We start from the raw sequence: 14999 nt of genomic DNA, 5'->3' as shown, positions 1-14999 counted from the left end.
CTGACAAGTAAAGGAGGATGAGGATCAGGATGATAAATCTTACTATTAACGGTTTTGAAGTAGAAGTAGAGCAAGGAGCTACGATACTTCAAGCTGCCGAAAAAATTGGAATAAAAATCCCGACATTTTGTTATGATGACCGATTTAAGCCTCATGGATCATGTCGGATTTGCGTTGTAGAAGTGGAAGGTGCCCGCTCATTGATGACGGCATGCTGCATCCCTGCTACAGATGGAATGATAGTTCAGACAGAAAGCGAAGCGGTTGTAGAAGCTAGAAGAGAGATACTTGACTTAATTCTTGCAAACCATCCGTTGGATTGTCTTACTTGTGAAAAGGCTGGTAGATGTACTTTACAAGATCTCTGTTATCAATATGATATAGAAGAAACTTCTTATGATGGCGCAAGAAAAAGCTATGAAAAAGATGTTTCGAATGAGTTCTATACAGCTGATCAGACCAAATGCATCTTATGCGGAAAATGCGTATACATGTGTTCTCAGGTCCAAAACACAGATGCACTCTGTTTTGTGGATCGAGGTTTTGAAACTCATGTGGGAACTCCTTTTGAGCAAGGAATTTCAGAATCCACATGCGTTTCTTGTGGAAACTGTGTATCCGTATGTCCGGTGGGTGCCCTTATGCCAAAACGACGAGAAAAGTACAGGTACTGGGAAGTGGATAAAGTACAGACAACCTGCTCTTACTGTGGTGTTGGATGTCAAATGGAACTTCTGGTTAAGGACAACAAAATCATGGAAGTATTGCCGGTAACAGGACATTGCAACGAAGGATTGTTGTGTGTTAAAGGTAGATTTTCTTTTGACTTTGTTAGTCATTCAGACCGTCTCCAAAAACCACTTATTCGAAAAAATGGAGAGCTTACAGAAGCTAGCTGGGACGAAGCATATAACCTTATAACAAGTAAAATCAAAGAAATTAAAGAAAGTGACGGCCCAGACGCTGTTGCAGGTTTTTCTTCTGCTCGTGGCTTGACAGAAGATAATTATTTGATGACAAAAATGATGCGTGCGGCTATCGGGACCAACAATGTGGACCATTGTGCCCGCCTCTGACATTCCTCTACGGTTGCAGGTCTTGCAACGACATTAGGAAGCGGAGCGATGACGAACAGCATTGCCGATATCCAAACGGCGGATACCATGTTTATTACTGGATCAAATACAACGGAAAATCATCCGGTGATCGGAGCTCAGTTAAAACGTGCCATAAAAGCTGGCAAAAAATTAATAGTGGCTGATCCTCGAGAAATTGAAATGGCAGAATATGCCGACGTTTTCTTGAAAATAAAACCTGGGACAAGTGTCGCTTTGCACAATGCCATGATGAACGTTATTCTTGAAGAAGGACTGGAAGACAAAGCGTATATTCAGAATACAACAGAAGGTTTTGATGAACTGAAAAAAGTTGTTGAAAAATACACACCAGAATACGTAGCAGAAATATGCGAAGTCGATGCGGAAGATATACGAAAAGCAGCTCGCTTATATGGTGAAGCAGGTACAGCTACCATTATCTATTGTATGGGAATTACTCAGCATGTGACAGGAACAGAAAGTGTTATGACATTGTCGAACCTGGCAATGCTAACGGGTAATCTGGGTAAAGCTGGTGGTGGCGTGAATCCACTTCGTGGTCAGAATAATGTTCAGGGCGCTTGTGATATGGGAGCGCTTCCTAATGTATTTACTGGATATCAGCCAGTAACGAATGAGACGATTGTAAAGAAATTTGAAGATGCGTGGGGAGTTAAGCTATCAGATAAACCAGGTCTGACGATCACCGATACGGTTAAAGCCATTGAAGAAGATCGAGTAAAAATGCTCTACGTATTCGGTGAAAACCCAATGGTTTCTGATCCGGACACCCATCATGTTGAAAAAGCATTAAAGAAAGCATTTGTGGTCGTTCAGGATCTTTTCCTGACAGAAACAGCCGAGCTTGCTGATGTTGTGTTACCAGCAGCCGCTTTTGCTGAAAAAGATGGAACCTTTGTCAATACAGAAAGAAGGGTTCAACGTGTTAGAAAAGCTGTTGATGCACCTGGAGAAGCAAAGCCAGACTGGGTAATCTTTATGGAGATAATGAACAGGCTAGGCTATGAAAAACAGTATGACAGTGCAGAAGAAGTGTTTGAAGAAATTCGCCAGGTAACGCCACAGTATGCGGGCATTAGCTATGAAAGACTTGAAGAAAAAGGTATTGCATGGCCATGCCCAACAGAAGAACATCCGGGGACTCCCATTCTGCATATTGGAAAACCAGCAAGAGGAACTGGACTTCTGAAAGCCATAGAATTTGTTGAATCCAGCGAACTAGGTGATCCAGAATATCCATTGGTGCTTACAACTGGCCGAATTCTTTACCAGTATCATACTCGCAGCATGACTGGCAAAACCGATGGTATTAATAAAATAGCACCAGAATCTTATATCGAAATCAATCCAGCACTGGCTGCTCAAAAGGGCATTGAAGAGGGAGATTTTGTAAGAGTAAAATCCCGTCGTGGTGAAGTGAAAATCAAAGCAAAAATAACGGATCGGGTGGAAGAAAATGTTTTATTTATACCATTCCACTGGTCAGAAGGTGCGAATGTACTGACTAATGGTGAGGAGTTTGATAAATTCAGTAAAATACCAGGACTTAAAGTAACGGGTATTACCATTGAAAAATTAGCATAAAGAAAGGCAGTCGTGCTAAATTAGGAGTTAGCACGACTGCTTTAAAGATTTTCTGTGGTTAGCAGCGTTTAAAGGAGTAATGTTTAATGAGCGCCATATCAAAAAAAGTCAATATTATTCGAGTGCGCGACAATAGTGGTGAAGAAGTAGAGGATCAAGTAGCAAAAGAAAAACCCTTTACCCTCTATATCAATGATGAAGAATTTGTAACCCTTCTATGCTCAGGAGAAGATCTGGAGTACCTAATGATTGGGTTTTTATACTCAGAAGGCCTCATTAAAACCATGGAAGATATTGAAAGCATAAGGATAGAGGACGCAATGGGTTATGGACATATTACTATATCCGAACAAGTGTTTTCTAAAATGAAAATTCATGGAAAAAGAACATTGACCAGTGGCTGTGGAAAAGGGACTGTGTTCTATGATGTGTTGGATTCATTAACCGCAAAACCGGTAAAAGATCAGTTTCACGTAGAGGCAAAGCATATTTTGGAACTCTCGAATACATTTAATAAACAATCAGTTCTTTTTAAGGAAACGGGAGGCGTTCATGCCTGTGCTTTATGCGATGGAAAACAAATGCTTATTTTTCATGAAGATATAGGGAGACACAATGCATTGGATAAAACAATCGGTCATGCGATGAAAGACAATATATCATTGCAAGGAAAATGGCTCTTAACTAGTGGGAGAATTTCATCAGAAATGTTGATTAAAACAGCTAAGCAAGGAATAGCTATGATTGTATCCAGATCGGCGCCTACTGATTTGTCCGTTGAGGTAGCAGAACAAATGAACATAACCTTAGTGGGTTTTGCCAGAGGAAATAGAATGAATGTTTATGCACACTCAGATCGGGTAACATATTCTAAGTAATGGAGTGGCATCAGGCAAATAAGATGAAAACTTGATGGAGGTGGAGCGAAGTGAAAAATTATAAAGAGATATTAAAAATGGCTGTTGAAAACGAAGTGGAGGCCCATGAGTTTTACAAAGATGCGGCAGAAAAAATAGAGGATAAAACATTAAAATCTACCTTTAAGGAATTAGCAGAAGAAGAAAAAAAACATGAAATGATATTGAAATCTTACTTTGATAAAAAGCAGGATGAAATGAAGTTTGATGAAACAAAAGATTACAAAGTTGCCGAAACCGTTGAAGAACAAAAACTTTCTACAGATATGAGCTTTAAGGATGCGATTGCGCTTGCTATGAAAAAAGAACAAGAGGCAATGGATATGTACCAACAGTTTGCGAATGCAAGTGAAGAAGAACAACAAAAACAAACCTTTTTAGAATTAGTAAAAATGGAAAAAGGCCATAAAACGCGATTGGAAGATATCTATACAAACGCTGCTTTTGCAGAAGTCTGGTAATTCATCTGTAAAAGGTGCTAACCTATTGTGGATAGCACCTTTTAGTGGATATGTATACATTTGGCATGAGATATGTTATAATATTTACAATAATGTAGACAAGTTAATATTTTCCGAGCTGTTTATTTCTAAGGATGTTTTTCGAACGTCTATGAAAATCAGCCAAGGGTATAAAAAGAAATTTTTATGCCTCCCGCGATTGGAAAGGAAAAAATGCTGACTTCTAACAAGACACCTTTCCTGGCCGTCTTGTTTTTTTGTCTAAAAATAATAACTTAAATGAGTTAGGAGGGACGTAATGGCCGATCAGTATCAACGTAAAATTAACTATATGCGAATATCCATTACGGATCTTTGTAACATGAGATGTTTATACTGTATGCCGGAAGAGGGAATACAGAAAAAATCACATAAAAATATGATGAGCTATGAGGAAATGATAACTCTTGTTAAAGCCAGTGTTCCGTTAGGAATAAACAAGCTGCGCATTACGGGTGGGGAACCTTTGGTGAGGAGAGGGGTTGTTGACTTAATTTATTCATTAGCAGCCATAGAAGGCATTAATGAGATAACAATGACCACCAATGGAAGCCTTTTGGAAGAAATGGCAGAACCTTTGAAAAAAGCTGGGCTAACTCGGTTTAACATTAGCATTGATTCGTTAAAGGAAGAAAGATACAAGGAAATAACCAGAGGCGGAGAACTGAAAAAAGTGATGAATGGCATCGATAAAGTAATAGATTTGGGCATGATGCCGGTCAAGTTAAATACGGTTATGATTGGCGGATATAACGAAGACGAGTTGGATGATTTTGCAAACTTAACCTATGATCACCCGATAGATGTTCGTTTTATTGAGCTTATGCCAGTAGGGCAAGCAAGTCACTGGGCTAAAACAAGATTTATTTCAAATGAGACGCTTAGAAATAGGCTGGGACTTTTGCATCCCCTAAAAGGAAATTCAGGAAGTCCGGCAAAATATTATCAATTAGCTGGAGCGAAAGGAAAGATAGGGTTTATCAATCCTATCAGTGATCATTTTTGTGGCGAGTGTAATCGAATTCGTCTGACCAGTGATGGGAAATTAAAGCCATGCTTGCATTCGAATGTAGAGTTTGACGTATTGATGGCTTTAAGAAAAGATCCTCAAAATATTGAAAATTTTATTAGATCAGCCATTGATGCAAAGCCGGAGCGTCATCATTTAAATCAGGAAAACGCTATCTATAGTGAACGCAATATGTTCCAAATAGGAGGATGAATGGTGATCTGTGTAGTGAGTATATGGATAAAAGATCCTATGGTTGGCTGGTGTGAAAAATCATCTGTCCGGACGGAAGAAATCTGTGCAGGGTCAAAAGAGTCAGACATTACATTACAGTCATTACAAGATAGAGAAAAGCAAAAAAATGATTTACTACAAGGGTTTTGTCATCAGCGATTTAAGCCCAATATCATTCTTAGCAACATAAACGATGCTTATCGAAGGCCTGGCACTAAATTTCTTATAGGAAATGCCGGGCTTTTTGTTTTAGAAAAAAAAGCACAATGTCATCCAGACTGCCCTAAATACAAAAATACGCATGAAATATGCGACTGGAAAAAACAAATAATTTACGCCAAACCCTTCAATCAAAATCATATAAAAGTAAAGGATCCAATCAACCTGCTGATTGACCGATCATAAGGAAAAGTCTATAATGTTTATGACAGTCATTTAATAACTGATCATAACTATTGATTGCAGGAGTGAGATGTTTGAATAAAGCTAGATGGTTAACAAAGTTAGAAGAACAGTTTCCTGCTGAGCGGTTCAGACGAAACGAGCCAATGAGTCAGCATACCTCTTTTCAAATAGGAGGAAAGGCTGATGTTCTAATCATGCCTACTTCTAAACAGGAAATAATACACATTATTCGTTTTTGTAATAAGCATAACATTCCTTTAACCGTCATTGGAAAAGGGAGTAACTTGCTGGTAATGGATGCTGGAATTGAAGGGATCGTTATGAAAATTGGCAGCTGTATGAAAGCTCTTCAATTTTCAGATGAATACGTATATGCAGAAGCAGGCATTAGTCTTAATTGCCTTGCGAAAAAAATACAAGAAATGTCACTGGTGGGATTTGAATTCGCTTCAGGTATTCCGGGAACATTGGGAGGCGCTCTGACGATGAATGCGGGAGCCTATGGTGGCGAAATGAAAAATATTTTATCTGAATGCACCACTGTGAGCCTTGAGGGAAAAATAAATACCATCGATCATCCAGATATGAAAATGGGATATCGAAGTAGCCGGATACAGGCAACGGGAGAAATTATTGTGGAAGCAGTATTGAAGCTTCAAAGAGGAGACCGGGAGGAAATAAAGAATATAACCAATGATTATTGGAAAAGAAGGTTAACAAAGCAACCCTATGACTTACCTAGCGCAGGAAGTGTATTTAAGCGGCCGGAAGGATTTTTTGCTGGAAAACTGATAGAAGATTGCGGATTAAAAGGATGCACTGTGGGAAGAGCTAAAGTTTCAGAATTGCATGCTGGATTTATTGTAAATATGGGTGGGGCAACAGCTTCCGATGTCCTTACCCTAATGGAAATGATTAAAAACAAAGTAAGAGAAAAGTACGAGGTTGAACTAGAATCTGAACTAAGAGTTATTGGACGTTCATAACAGAAAACCTGGGTAAACCTGGTTGGTTTACCGAGACGTTAACGGTGGGAGTTATCAATAAAATGGAGTGTGAACAATGAAATTCGTAGTTATTACAGGTGTTTCAGGTGCAGGGAAAAGTTTAACGGTTAAGTTTATGGAAGATCTGGGTTTTTATTGTGTTGATAATCTGCCGCCTGCATTAATTCCTAAGTTTGCAGAGCTATGTGATAAAAAAAGAGGAATGGTTGGACAGATTGCTATGGTGATGGATATTCGAGGAGGTCTGTTTTTTGAAGATCTATTTCCAAGCCTGACGGCTTTTCGTAAGCTTGGTTATGAATATGATATCTTGTTTTTAGATGCCAGCGATGATGTTCTGATTAAGCGATTCAAGGAAACGAGGCGTGTCCATCCCTTATCTCAAAATGGATCCATCGAACAAGGCTTAAAAAAAGAAAGAGAAGAACTTCAATCTCTAAGAGAAATGGCATCCACTATTCTGGACACATCACGATTAACTCCGGGTCAGTTAAAAGAAGAATTAAGGCATATTTATCAAGAGGGAGATTTAGATAATTATTTTTTATTGAATATTACTTCTTTTGGTTTTAAGTACGGAATTCCCTTAGATGCCGATCTTGTGATGGACGTACGATTTCTTCAAAACCCTTACTATGACGATAGGCTTAGGGATTTAACGGGAAAAGACTCTGAAGTTCAGGAATATGTGATGAAAGATAGTAATGCAACGATTTTTGTTGAAAAATTAGAAAGCATGTTACGGTTTCTTTTGCCTAACTATATGAAAGAAGGCAAACACCAACTAGTATTAGCTATTGGTTGTACAGGAGGGAAGCATCGTTCTGTTACCATGGCGTTAGAACTTGAAAACCGCCTTCAAAAAGGTGATTTTAGAACCATTGTAAACCATCGAGACATCGATTAAAGAGGGTTGAGGGTATTACATGAAGTGGATTCACTGGTTAAAGCCAGGGTTGCAGCTAAAAAGATGGATTTTGATAGGCGTCCTAGGCCTGCTTTTAATTTCGATTCCAGCAGGTCATATTGTTGTATATTTTTTTGATATTCACTGGATGATAATGGTTTTATTCGGAGTTGCAGGCTGTTTTTTATTCGGTGTAGCTTTTAAGCGAGGGTTTACTTCTTTATTAAAAAACCTTCAAACAACTCCCTTTACTCAGGGTGTGCATAGAAACAGCAAACATATTCAGCGTATGATTTATGATAAACAAGTCTTAGCAAAAGGGCGAAAAGTAGTTGTGATTGGTGGTGGTACTGGCCTGTCTATCCTCTTGAGAGGGCTGAAGCAAATGACATCAAATATTACGGCCGTAGTTACGGTTGCTGATGATGGGGGTGGGTCTGGAATTCTTCGAGAGGATTTGGGGATGCTCCCGCCTGGTGATATAAGAAGCTGTATTTTAGCCCTGTCTGAAATGGAGCCAACCATGGAAAACTTGTTACAATATCGCTTTCAAGAAGGTTCGTTAAAAGGACAAAGCTTTGGAAATCTATTTATTGCTTCTATGAATGGGATCAGCGGAAGCTTTGAAGAAGCTATTAAGAAAATGAATGAAGTACTGGCTGTTAAAGGTCAGGTTTACCCAGTAACCTTAGAAAACATCACCTTATATGCTCAGCTTAAAAATGGTAAAATTATTAAAGGTGAATCTAAAATTCCTGAAAAGAGTTTAGAAGAAGATAGTCCCATTGATTTTGTGTTTTTAAGACCTAAAAAAGCGTCCACTTTGCCGGAAATTCTTAACGCCATTCAGGAAGCCGATGCTATTGTTCTTGGTCCGGGTAGCTTGTATACCAGTATTATTCCCAATCTTTTGATTAACCCTGTTGCTGAATCCATTAATAAATCAAAAGCGACTACCTTTTATCTACCAAATATTATGACGCAGCCAGGCGAAACGGATCAATTTAGTGTGAGGCATCATGTGGAAGCACTCTTAAAAAACACCGGCCTTAAAAGGATTGACTATGTCATTGCAAACAAAGAAAAAGTTCCGGTACAAATTGAAGAAAAATATGCGCTGGAAGGGGCAAAAATGGTTTTGCCTGATGAAAATGATAAGGTTGCATTAAAAGAACAGCAGATTCATTTAGTGGAAGAAGATCTGGTGGAAATTAAAAACGACTATGTTAGGCACGATGCCTATAAAACATCTAAATTCATTGAATATTACTTGTCGAACTAACGTATCCTCATAGCAGGTGCTTTTGGTAAGATACATGAAGATGACAGAGTGAAATTTACAGGAATGCCAGAGTGCTTCCTCAGCGAGGTGAAAAAATGCGATATGAAACCAGTGCGGGTGGTGTGGTGATATGCGGGAATGCCGTTTTACTACTAAAAAAATACAATGGAGACTGGGTGCTTCCGAAAGGCAAAGTAGAAAAAAAAGAAACGATACGGGAAGCAGCTTATCGAGAAGTATATGAAGAGTCATTAGTGAAAGCGGAAATCATTAAATACCTGGGCTCTATTCATTATGTGTATCAAGCAGGATGGGCAAAAAATGAAAAAATATATAAAACAGTGCATTGGTTTTTGATGAAATCAAAAATGTTAAGATGCTCTCCCTTAAAAAAAGAAGGATTTATTGACGCAAGATTTGTACATAGAGATAGAGTATTGGAAATGGTTAAATACTCTGATGAGCAAAAAATGATATTAAAAGCATTGTTAAACGATGTTGAAACAGTAAAGTGAAAATCAACTTGTTGGTTTATTTTGGTAAAAGAAAGTAGGGATTATAAATGTCTTTTTCTACGGATACAAAAGAAGAGTTGGCCAGAATAATCCCAGATAAGCGATGTTGCCAATTGGCAGAATTGTCCGGAATTATCGGTGCCATCGGTTCGATAGATTTGAAAGGAAGACAGGGTTTATCGGTTAGCTTAACAACAGAAAACCCTTCTACTGCTCGGAAGATTTTCAAAATGATTAAATCAACATTTTTTATTCATACAGAAATTCAGGTGACCAAAGCAAATCGTTTTCGTAAAAACAAGCAATATAGGTTAATCGTACAGAATACAGAAGCCAGCAAAAAGGTTCTTCAGAATACAGAGTTAATTAAAATTGAAAATGGCTGTATTTCATTACAATATGATAATCCAGTCAAACTGTTAAAAGATGAAGCATGCAAAAGAGCATTTTTGCGAGGAGCCTTTTTAGCTAGTGGTTCTCTCAGCTCACCAGAAAAAAACTATCACCTTGAGTATGTTTCTGATAGAGCTCAGCATCTTCAGCATATACAGCAGCTTTTAAAAAAATATGGTATCGAAGGCCGAATTATTGAGCGGAAAGGTTATCATGTGCTCTATATAAAAGAAGGAGAACAAATCGTTGACTTACTTAATATTATAGGAGCTCATAATGCGTTGCTAACCCTTGAAAACATTCGGATCTTAAAACAAATGAGAAATGATATTAATCGTATTGTTAATTGCGAAACAGCCAATTTAAGTAAGACAGTGCAAGCTTCGATGAAACAGGTAGAAATGATAAAGTATATTGATCAGCGAATTGGCATGGAACAATTACCGGAAACGCTTAAAAACATTGCCTTCATAAGACTTAAATATCCCGAGGCCAGCTTAAAAGAGTTGGGCGAAAAAATAGATCCACCGATAGGAAAGTCTGGTGTGAATCATCGATTTAGAAAGTTGGAGCAGATTGAAAAAAAGTTAAGAAATGGAAAAAAGAAATAAGAAAAATTTATCGTTCCTTTCATCCTATTTATGCTTCAACTTATAATAGAAATAGAGTATAATGGTAGAGAATACCAAGCGCCGCAGCTATATGATAGTCATGATCAAAGAAGGGGAGTGGATGGTATGTTGCGGGATATCGTTGCCATACGTGGTGGCGGAGAAGTTGGAACAGCAATAGCACATAAGCTTCGCAGAAGTGGATTTAAAGTATTTATCATTGAGAATAACAACCCGTTCTCCATTCGTCGGACTGTTTCTTATGCCCAGGCTGTATTTGACAATGAAATGATGGTACAGGGAATTAAAGGCATAAAAGTGGAAAATGTGGAAGGTATATTAGAAGTCTGGAAAAATAAACAAATACCGATTATTATTGATTCTGAATGCGAGGTCTTAAAAGAAATACCTGTTGATATTCTTGTAGATGCGATTATGGCAAAAAAGAATTTAGGGACACATCGGGACATGGCAGCTATTACGATTGCAACCGGACCTGGTTTTACGGCAGGGCAAGACGTGGATATTGTGATTGAAACAAAAGTAGGTCATGACCAGGGTCGTATCATTTTTGAAGGAATGGCAGAGCCAGAAACAAGTATGCCTGGTGAAAGTGATGGTTTTGAATATAATAAGGTTCAAAACTCGCCTTCTGACGGTATTGTTAAAACTTTTGCAGAGATTGGCGATCAGGTTTCCAAAGGACAGAAACTAGCCGAAATAGCAGGACATATCATACGTGCCCAGCAGCATGGGATGTTGCGTGGAATTGTAAAAGAAGGTAGTCGGGTCTGGAAAGACCAAAAGATTCTGGAGATTGATCCGGAAGTTAGCGAAGAACAATGTTACAGACTATCTCAAAGGTCTCGTGATGTGGCCGGTAGTGTTTTGGAAGCTATTATGTACCTTAAAAATGAAAAGAAAATTAATATCGATTAACAAAGAAAAAAGGTGATCTTTATGTTTACACACCTTCATTTGCATACGGAATACAGCCTTCTGGATGGATTTGCTACTATTCGCGAGTTGATGGACAGAGTTAAAGAGCTAGATATGAAGGCTGTTGCCATTACAGATCACGGCACCATGTTTGGTGTCGTTGATTTTTATAGAGAGGCTAAAAAAAGAAATATTCATCCGGTAATTGGTTGTGAAGTATATACAGCAGCAAGAAGGTTGGAAGATAAGGACCCTGCTCAGGATAAAGAACAGGGTCATTTAGTATTGCTAGCTAAAAACAATGAAGGCTATCAAAATTTGATGAAAATTGTTTCTTACGGATATCTAAAAGGATTTTATTACAAACCAAGAATCGATTATGAATTACTGAAGAAGCATTCAAAAGGTCTAATCTGTTTAAGTGCCTGCTTGGCAGGTGACATTCAGCAGTTGCTTTTATCGCAGCAATATGAAAAAGCTAAAGAGCTGGCTGTTTTTTTGAAGAATCTTTTTGGAGAAAACCATTTTTATCTGGAGCTTCAAGATCATGGCCTGGAAGAACAAAAGATCGTTAATCAAGAAATCATACGGTTGAGTCATGATACAGATATACCCTTAGTCGCTACTAATGATGTACACTATATTCGTAAAGAAGATGCAGAAGCTCACGATATACTGCTGTGTATCCAAACAGGAAAAAATCAAGATGACGAAGCTCGGATGAGATTTCCTAACGATAACTTTTATCTTAAATCCTATGATGAAATGGCGTCTATATTTTCTGAAATACCAGAAGCTATTGAAAATACAGTTAAAATCGCTGAAAGATGCCAAGTGGAATTTGATTTCGACACCATTCATTTACCTGAATATAAACCGCCTGAGGGCATTGAACTGGATGAATATTTGAAAAAAATATGCTGGGAAGGCTTATACGATCGATATGCTGATCCGGATAAAGCCATTTGTGAGCGGTTACAACATGAGCTAAATACTATTCGCAATATGGGATATACGGAGTATTTTTTAATTGTCTGGGATTTTATCCGGTTTGCTAAAGAAAAAGGAATTCCCGTTGGTCCGGGAAGAGGAAGTGCTGCCGGAAGTCTTGTCTCTTATGCCTTAGGTATTACAGATGTTGACCCTCTTAAGTACGGATTAATATTTGAACGGTTCTTAAATCCGGAAAGAGTATCCATGCCAGATATAGATATTGACTTTTGTTATGAACGAAGAGAAGAAGTCATCCAATACGTCATTGAAAAGTATGGAGAAGATAAAGTTGCACAAATCATAACTTTTGGAACAATGGCTGCCAGAGCAGCCATCAGGGATGTAGGAAGGGTTATTAATATGGCTTACGCAGAAGTGGATCAGATTGCTAAAATGATCCCAATGGCCATAGGCATGACTATTGATAAAGCCCTGGAACAAAATGCACAGTTAAAGCAGTTAACGAAAGAAAATCAAAGAGCTGCTTACTTAATTAAAATGGCAAGAAAGCTTGAAGGAATGCCTAGACATGCTTCTACGCATGCGGCTGGTGTGGTTATTTCCAGAGAATCCTTAGAAGAATATGTGCCTCTCTATATGCATGAAAACAGTATCACTACCCAGTTTCCTATGGGGACTTTAGAAGAATTAGGGCTGTTAAAAATGGATTTTCTTGGTCTTAGAACCCTGACGGTTATTCAGGATGCCCTGGCCAATATTTCTTTTAGTGGTGGAGAACCACCGGATTTTAGCCGTATGGATTTTGATGACCAGCAGGTATATGATTTAATTAGTCGAGGGGAAACTTTGGGCGTGTTTCAACTGGAAAGTGCTGGAATGATTCAGTTTATGAAAGAATTAAAGCCATCAGGTTTTGAAGACATTATTGCTGGCATTTCTCTGTTCAGACCAGGACCGATGGACTCCATTCCCAAATATATCCGTAACAAGAAAAACCCGAAAGCAGTCCAGTACATTCATGAATCAATGGAATCCATTCTGGATGTTACGTACGGGTGCCTGGTTTATCAGGAGCAGGTAATGCAGGTAGTTCGGGACCTAGCCGGTTATAGCTATGGGAGAAGCGATCTCGTTCGCCGGGCAATGAGTAAAAAGAAAATGGACGTTATGGAAGAAGAACGGAAAAACTTCATCTATGGTAAAAAAAGAGATGACGGAACCACGGAGATTGATGGTTGTATTTCAAGAGGAATACCGGAAAAAGCAGCGAATCAAATCTATGATGAAATGATCGATTTTGCTAACTATGCGTTCAACAAATCTCATGCTGCTGCCTATGCTGTCCTGGCCTATCAAACAGCTTACTTGAAATGTCATTACCCGCTGGAATTCATGGCAGCATTAATGACAAGTGTTATGGGGAACTCAGCTAAAATTGCGGAATATATGCAGGATTGTAAACGAATGAAAATTGAAGTTTTGCCACCGGATGTTAATCAAAGCATGTCTTATTTTTCGGTTAATGGAAAAAACATAAGATTTGGTATGTCCGCCATCAAAAATGTGGGCAAACAAATGATTCAACAAATGGTTCATCTAAGAAATAAAGAAGGAGCCTTTCGAGGATTCTCCGACTTTTGCGAAAAATTGCATTCGCGAGATCTAAATAAACGAGCCCTTGAAAGCCTTATTAAAGCAGGTGCTTTTGACAGTTTTGGTTATGTCCGTGCCCAGCTAATAGCCGTGTATGAACAAGTGATGGGAAGTGCATCAAAAAGAAAAAAAGAAAATTTAGAAGGACAGCTTAACTTGTTTAATCTTGACTTGGCAGATCATAATGAACCTATGGCTGAAAACTATCCTTCAGTGGAAGAATTTGCTTTACCAATAAAACTTAGCATGGAAAAAGAAGTGCTGGGATTATATCTCAGTGGGCACCCTTTATCAGAGCATCAGGATATTTTGGAAAATTATATGACAGCCAATACAGCAGATTTTATTAAAATGGTAGAAGATCCTATGACGACTCCCTTAAAAGACCGTCAAAATATTATTATTGGTGGAATGATACTATCACGCAGCATGAAAACCACCAAAAACAATCAAATGATGGCGATTATCCAGCTGGAAGATCTTTATGGTACTGTAGAATGTATTGTTTTTCCGAAAGTTCTTGATCAATGTCTCTCTTTAGTACAGGAAGACGAAATCGTTGTTATAGATGGTATGTTAGATTGTCGGGATGAGGAAGCACCAAAGGTATTGGTTAACCAATTGGCACCTTTAGCCAAAGCAACGGAATGGAAAGGGAAAGCTTTCCAAAATAAAAATAACAATCAACCAAAACAACCGGTGAGCCATAGAAAAAAAAGCGAAGAACCTTTGCTATGGATTAAGGTGCAAGATACGAGCCAACTTACTCTCATAGAACAAGTGAAACCGTTGCTTAGAGAGTATCATGGAGATATACCTGTGGTGGTTTATATTGAGAATACAAAAAAGAGATTTCGAGCAGAGTCAGCCTTATGGGTAAAACAAGATGCTTATCTCATAAAAATGCTTCGTCGGGTTTTTGGAGAACAGTCTGTAAAAATGACTGGAATATAGGAGAAATCAAATCTCAA

The 14999-nt window shown here is 38.4% G+C and carries 12 protein-coding genes and 1 riboswitch; all 12 genes read left to right on the top strand.

The annotated features are described in order from the left end of the window. The first annotated feature begins 29 nt into the window (after positions 1-29). The 12 genes from fdhF (at position 30) to BLV55_RS03030 (ending at position 14982) form a co-directional block, all read left to right on the top strand. Entirely contained in the window at positions 30-2702 is a 2673-nt protein-coding gene (fdhF, locus tag BLV55_RS03085) for a formate dehydrogenase subunit alpha (RefSeq protein WP_093310987.1), read from the top strand. Between the two features lie 86 nt (positions 2703-2788). Beyond that, positions 2789-3580: a formate dehydrogenase accessory sulfurtransferase FdhD gene (gene fdhD / locus BLV55_RS03080; protein WP_093310985.1), complete on the top strand. Its 792-nt coding sequence runs from the start codon at positions 2789-2791 to the stop codon at positions 3578-3580. A 50-nt stretch (positions 3581-3630) separates the two neighbouring features. Next, positions 3631-4080: a ferritin-like domain-containing protein gene (locus BLV55_RS03075; protein WP_242870014.1), complete on the top strand. Its 450-nt coding sequence runs from the start codon at positions 3631-3633 to the stop codon at positions 4078-4080. 99 nt (positions 4081-4179) lie between these two features. Continuing rightward, positions 4180-4308, top strand: a riboswitch (molybdenum cofactor riboswitch). Between the two features lie 70 nt (positions 4309-4378). Further along, positions 4379-5341, top strand: coding sequence for a GTP 3',8-cyclase MoaA (gene moaA / locus BLV55_RS03070; protein ID WP_093310983.1), 963 nt, complete (start codon positions 4379-4381; stop codon positions 5339-5341). Between the two features lie 3 nt (positions 5342-5344). Further along, on the top strand, positions 5345-5767 hold the full coding sequence (locus tag BLV55_RS03065) for a hypothetical protein (RefSeq protein ID WP_176968231.1): 423 nt from the start codon (positions 5345-5347) through the stop codon (positions 5765-5767). 62 nt (positions 5768-5829) lie between these two features. Then, positions 5830-6753 carry a UDP-N-acetylmuramate dehydrogenase gene (gene murB, locus BLV55_RS03060; protein WP_408645566.1) on the top strand — a complete coding sequence of 308 codons (924 nt, stop codon included), beginning with the start codon at positions 5830-5832 and terminating at the stop codon, positions 6751-6753. Between the two features lie 76 nt (positions 6754-6829). Next, entirely contained in the window at positions 6830-7681 is an 852-nt protein-coding gene (gene rapZ / locus BLV55_RS03055; protein ID WP_093310975.1) for an RNase adapter RapZ, read from the top strand. Between the two features lie 19 nt (positions 7682-7700). Continuing rightward, complete coding sequence (gene yvcK / locus BLV55_RS03050; protein WP_093310972.1) at positions 7701-8963, top strand: gluconeogenesis factor YvcK family protein; 1263 nt, start codon at positions 7701-7703, stop codon at positions 8961-8963. A 95-nt stretch (positions 8964-9058) separates the two neighbouring features. Beyond that, positions 9059-9478 (top strand): NUDIX hydrolase, encoded by a 420-nt coding sequence (locus BLV55_RS03045; protein ID WP_093311484.1) that lies wholly within the window; start codon positions 9059-9061, stop codon positions 9476-9478. Between the two features lie 47 nt (positions 9479-9525). Then, a complete protein-coding gene (gene whiA, locus BLV55_RS03040; RefSeq protein ID WP_093310970.1) occupies positions 9526-10482 on the top strand; it encodes a DNA-binding protein WhiA in 957 nt (318 codons plus the stop codon). A 126-nt stretch (positions 10483-10608) separates the two neighbouring features. Then, positions 10609-11421: a selenium-dependent molybdenum cofactor biosynthesis protein YqeB gene (gene yqeB / locus BLV55_RS03035; protein WP_176968230.1), complete on the top strand. Its 813-nt coding sequence runs from the start codon at positions 10609-10611 to the stop codon at positions 11419-11421. Between the two features lie 21 nt (positions 11422-11442). Beyond that, positions 11443-14982, top strand: coding sequence for a DNA polymerase III subunit alpha (locus tag BLV55_RS03030; protein ID WP_093310966.1), 3540 nt, complete (start codon positions 11443-11445; stop codon positions 14980-14982). The last annotated feature ends 17 nt before the right edge of the window (positions 14983-14999 follow it).

The organism is Tindallia californiensis, assembly GCF_900107405.1.
In the GTDB taxonomy this organism is placed as follows: domain Bacteria; phylum Bacillota; class Clostridia; order Peptostreptococcales; family Tindalliaceae; genus Tindallia; species Tindallia californiensis.
The sequence above is the reverse complement of the archived record's forward strand: the minus strand, read 5'-3'. Positions and strand labels throughout refer to the sequence as shown.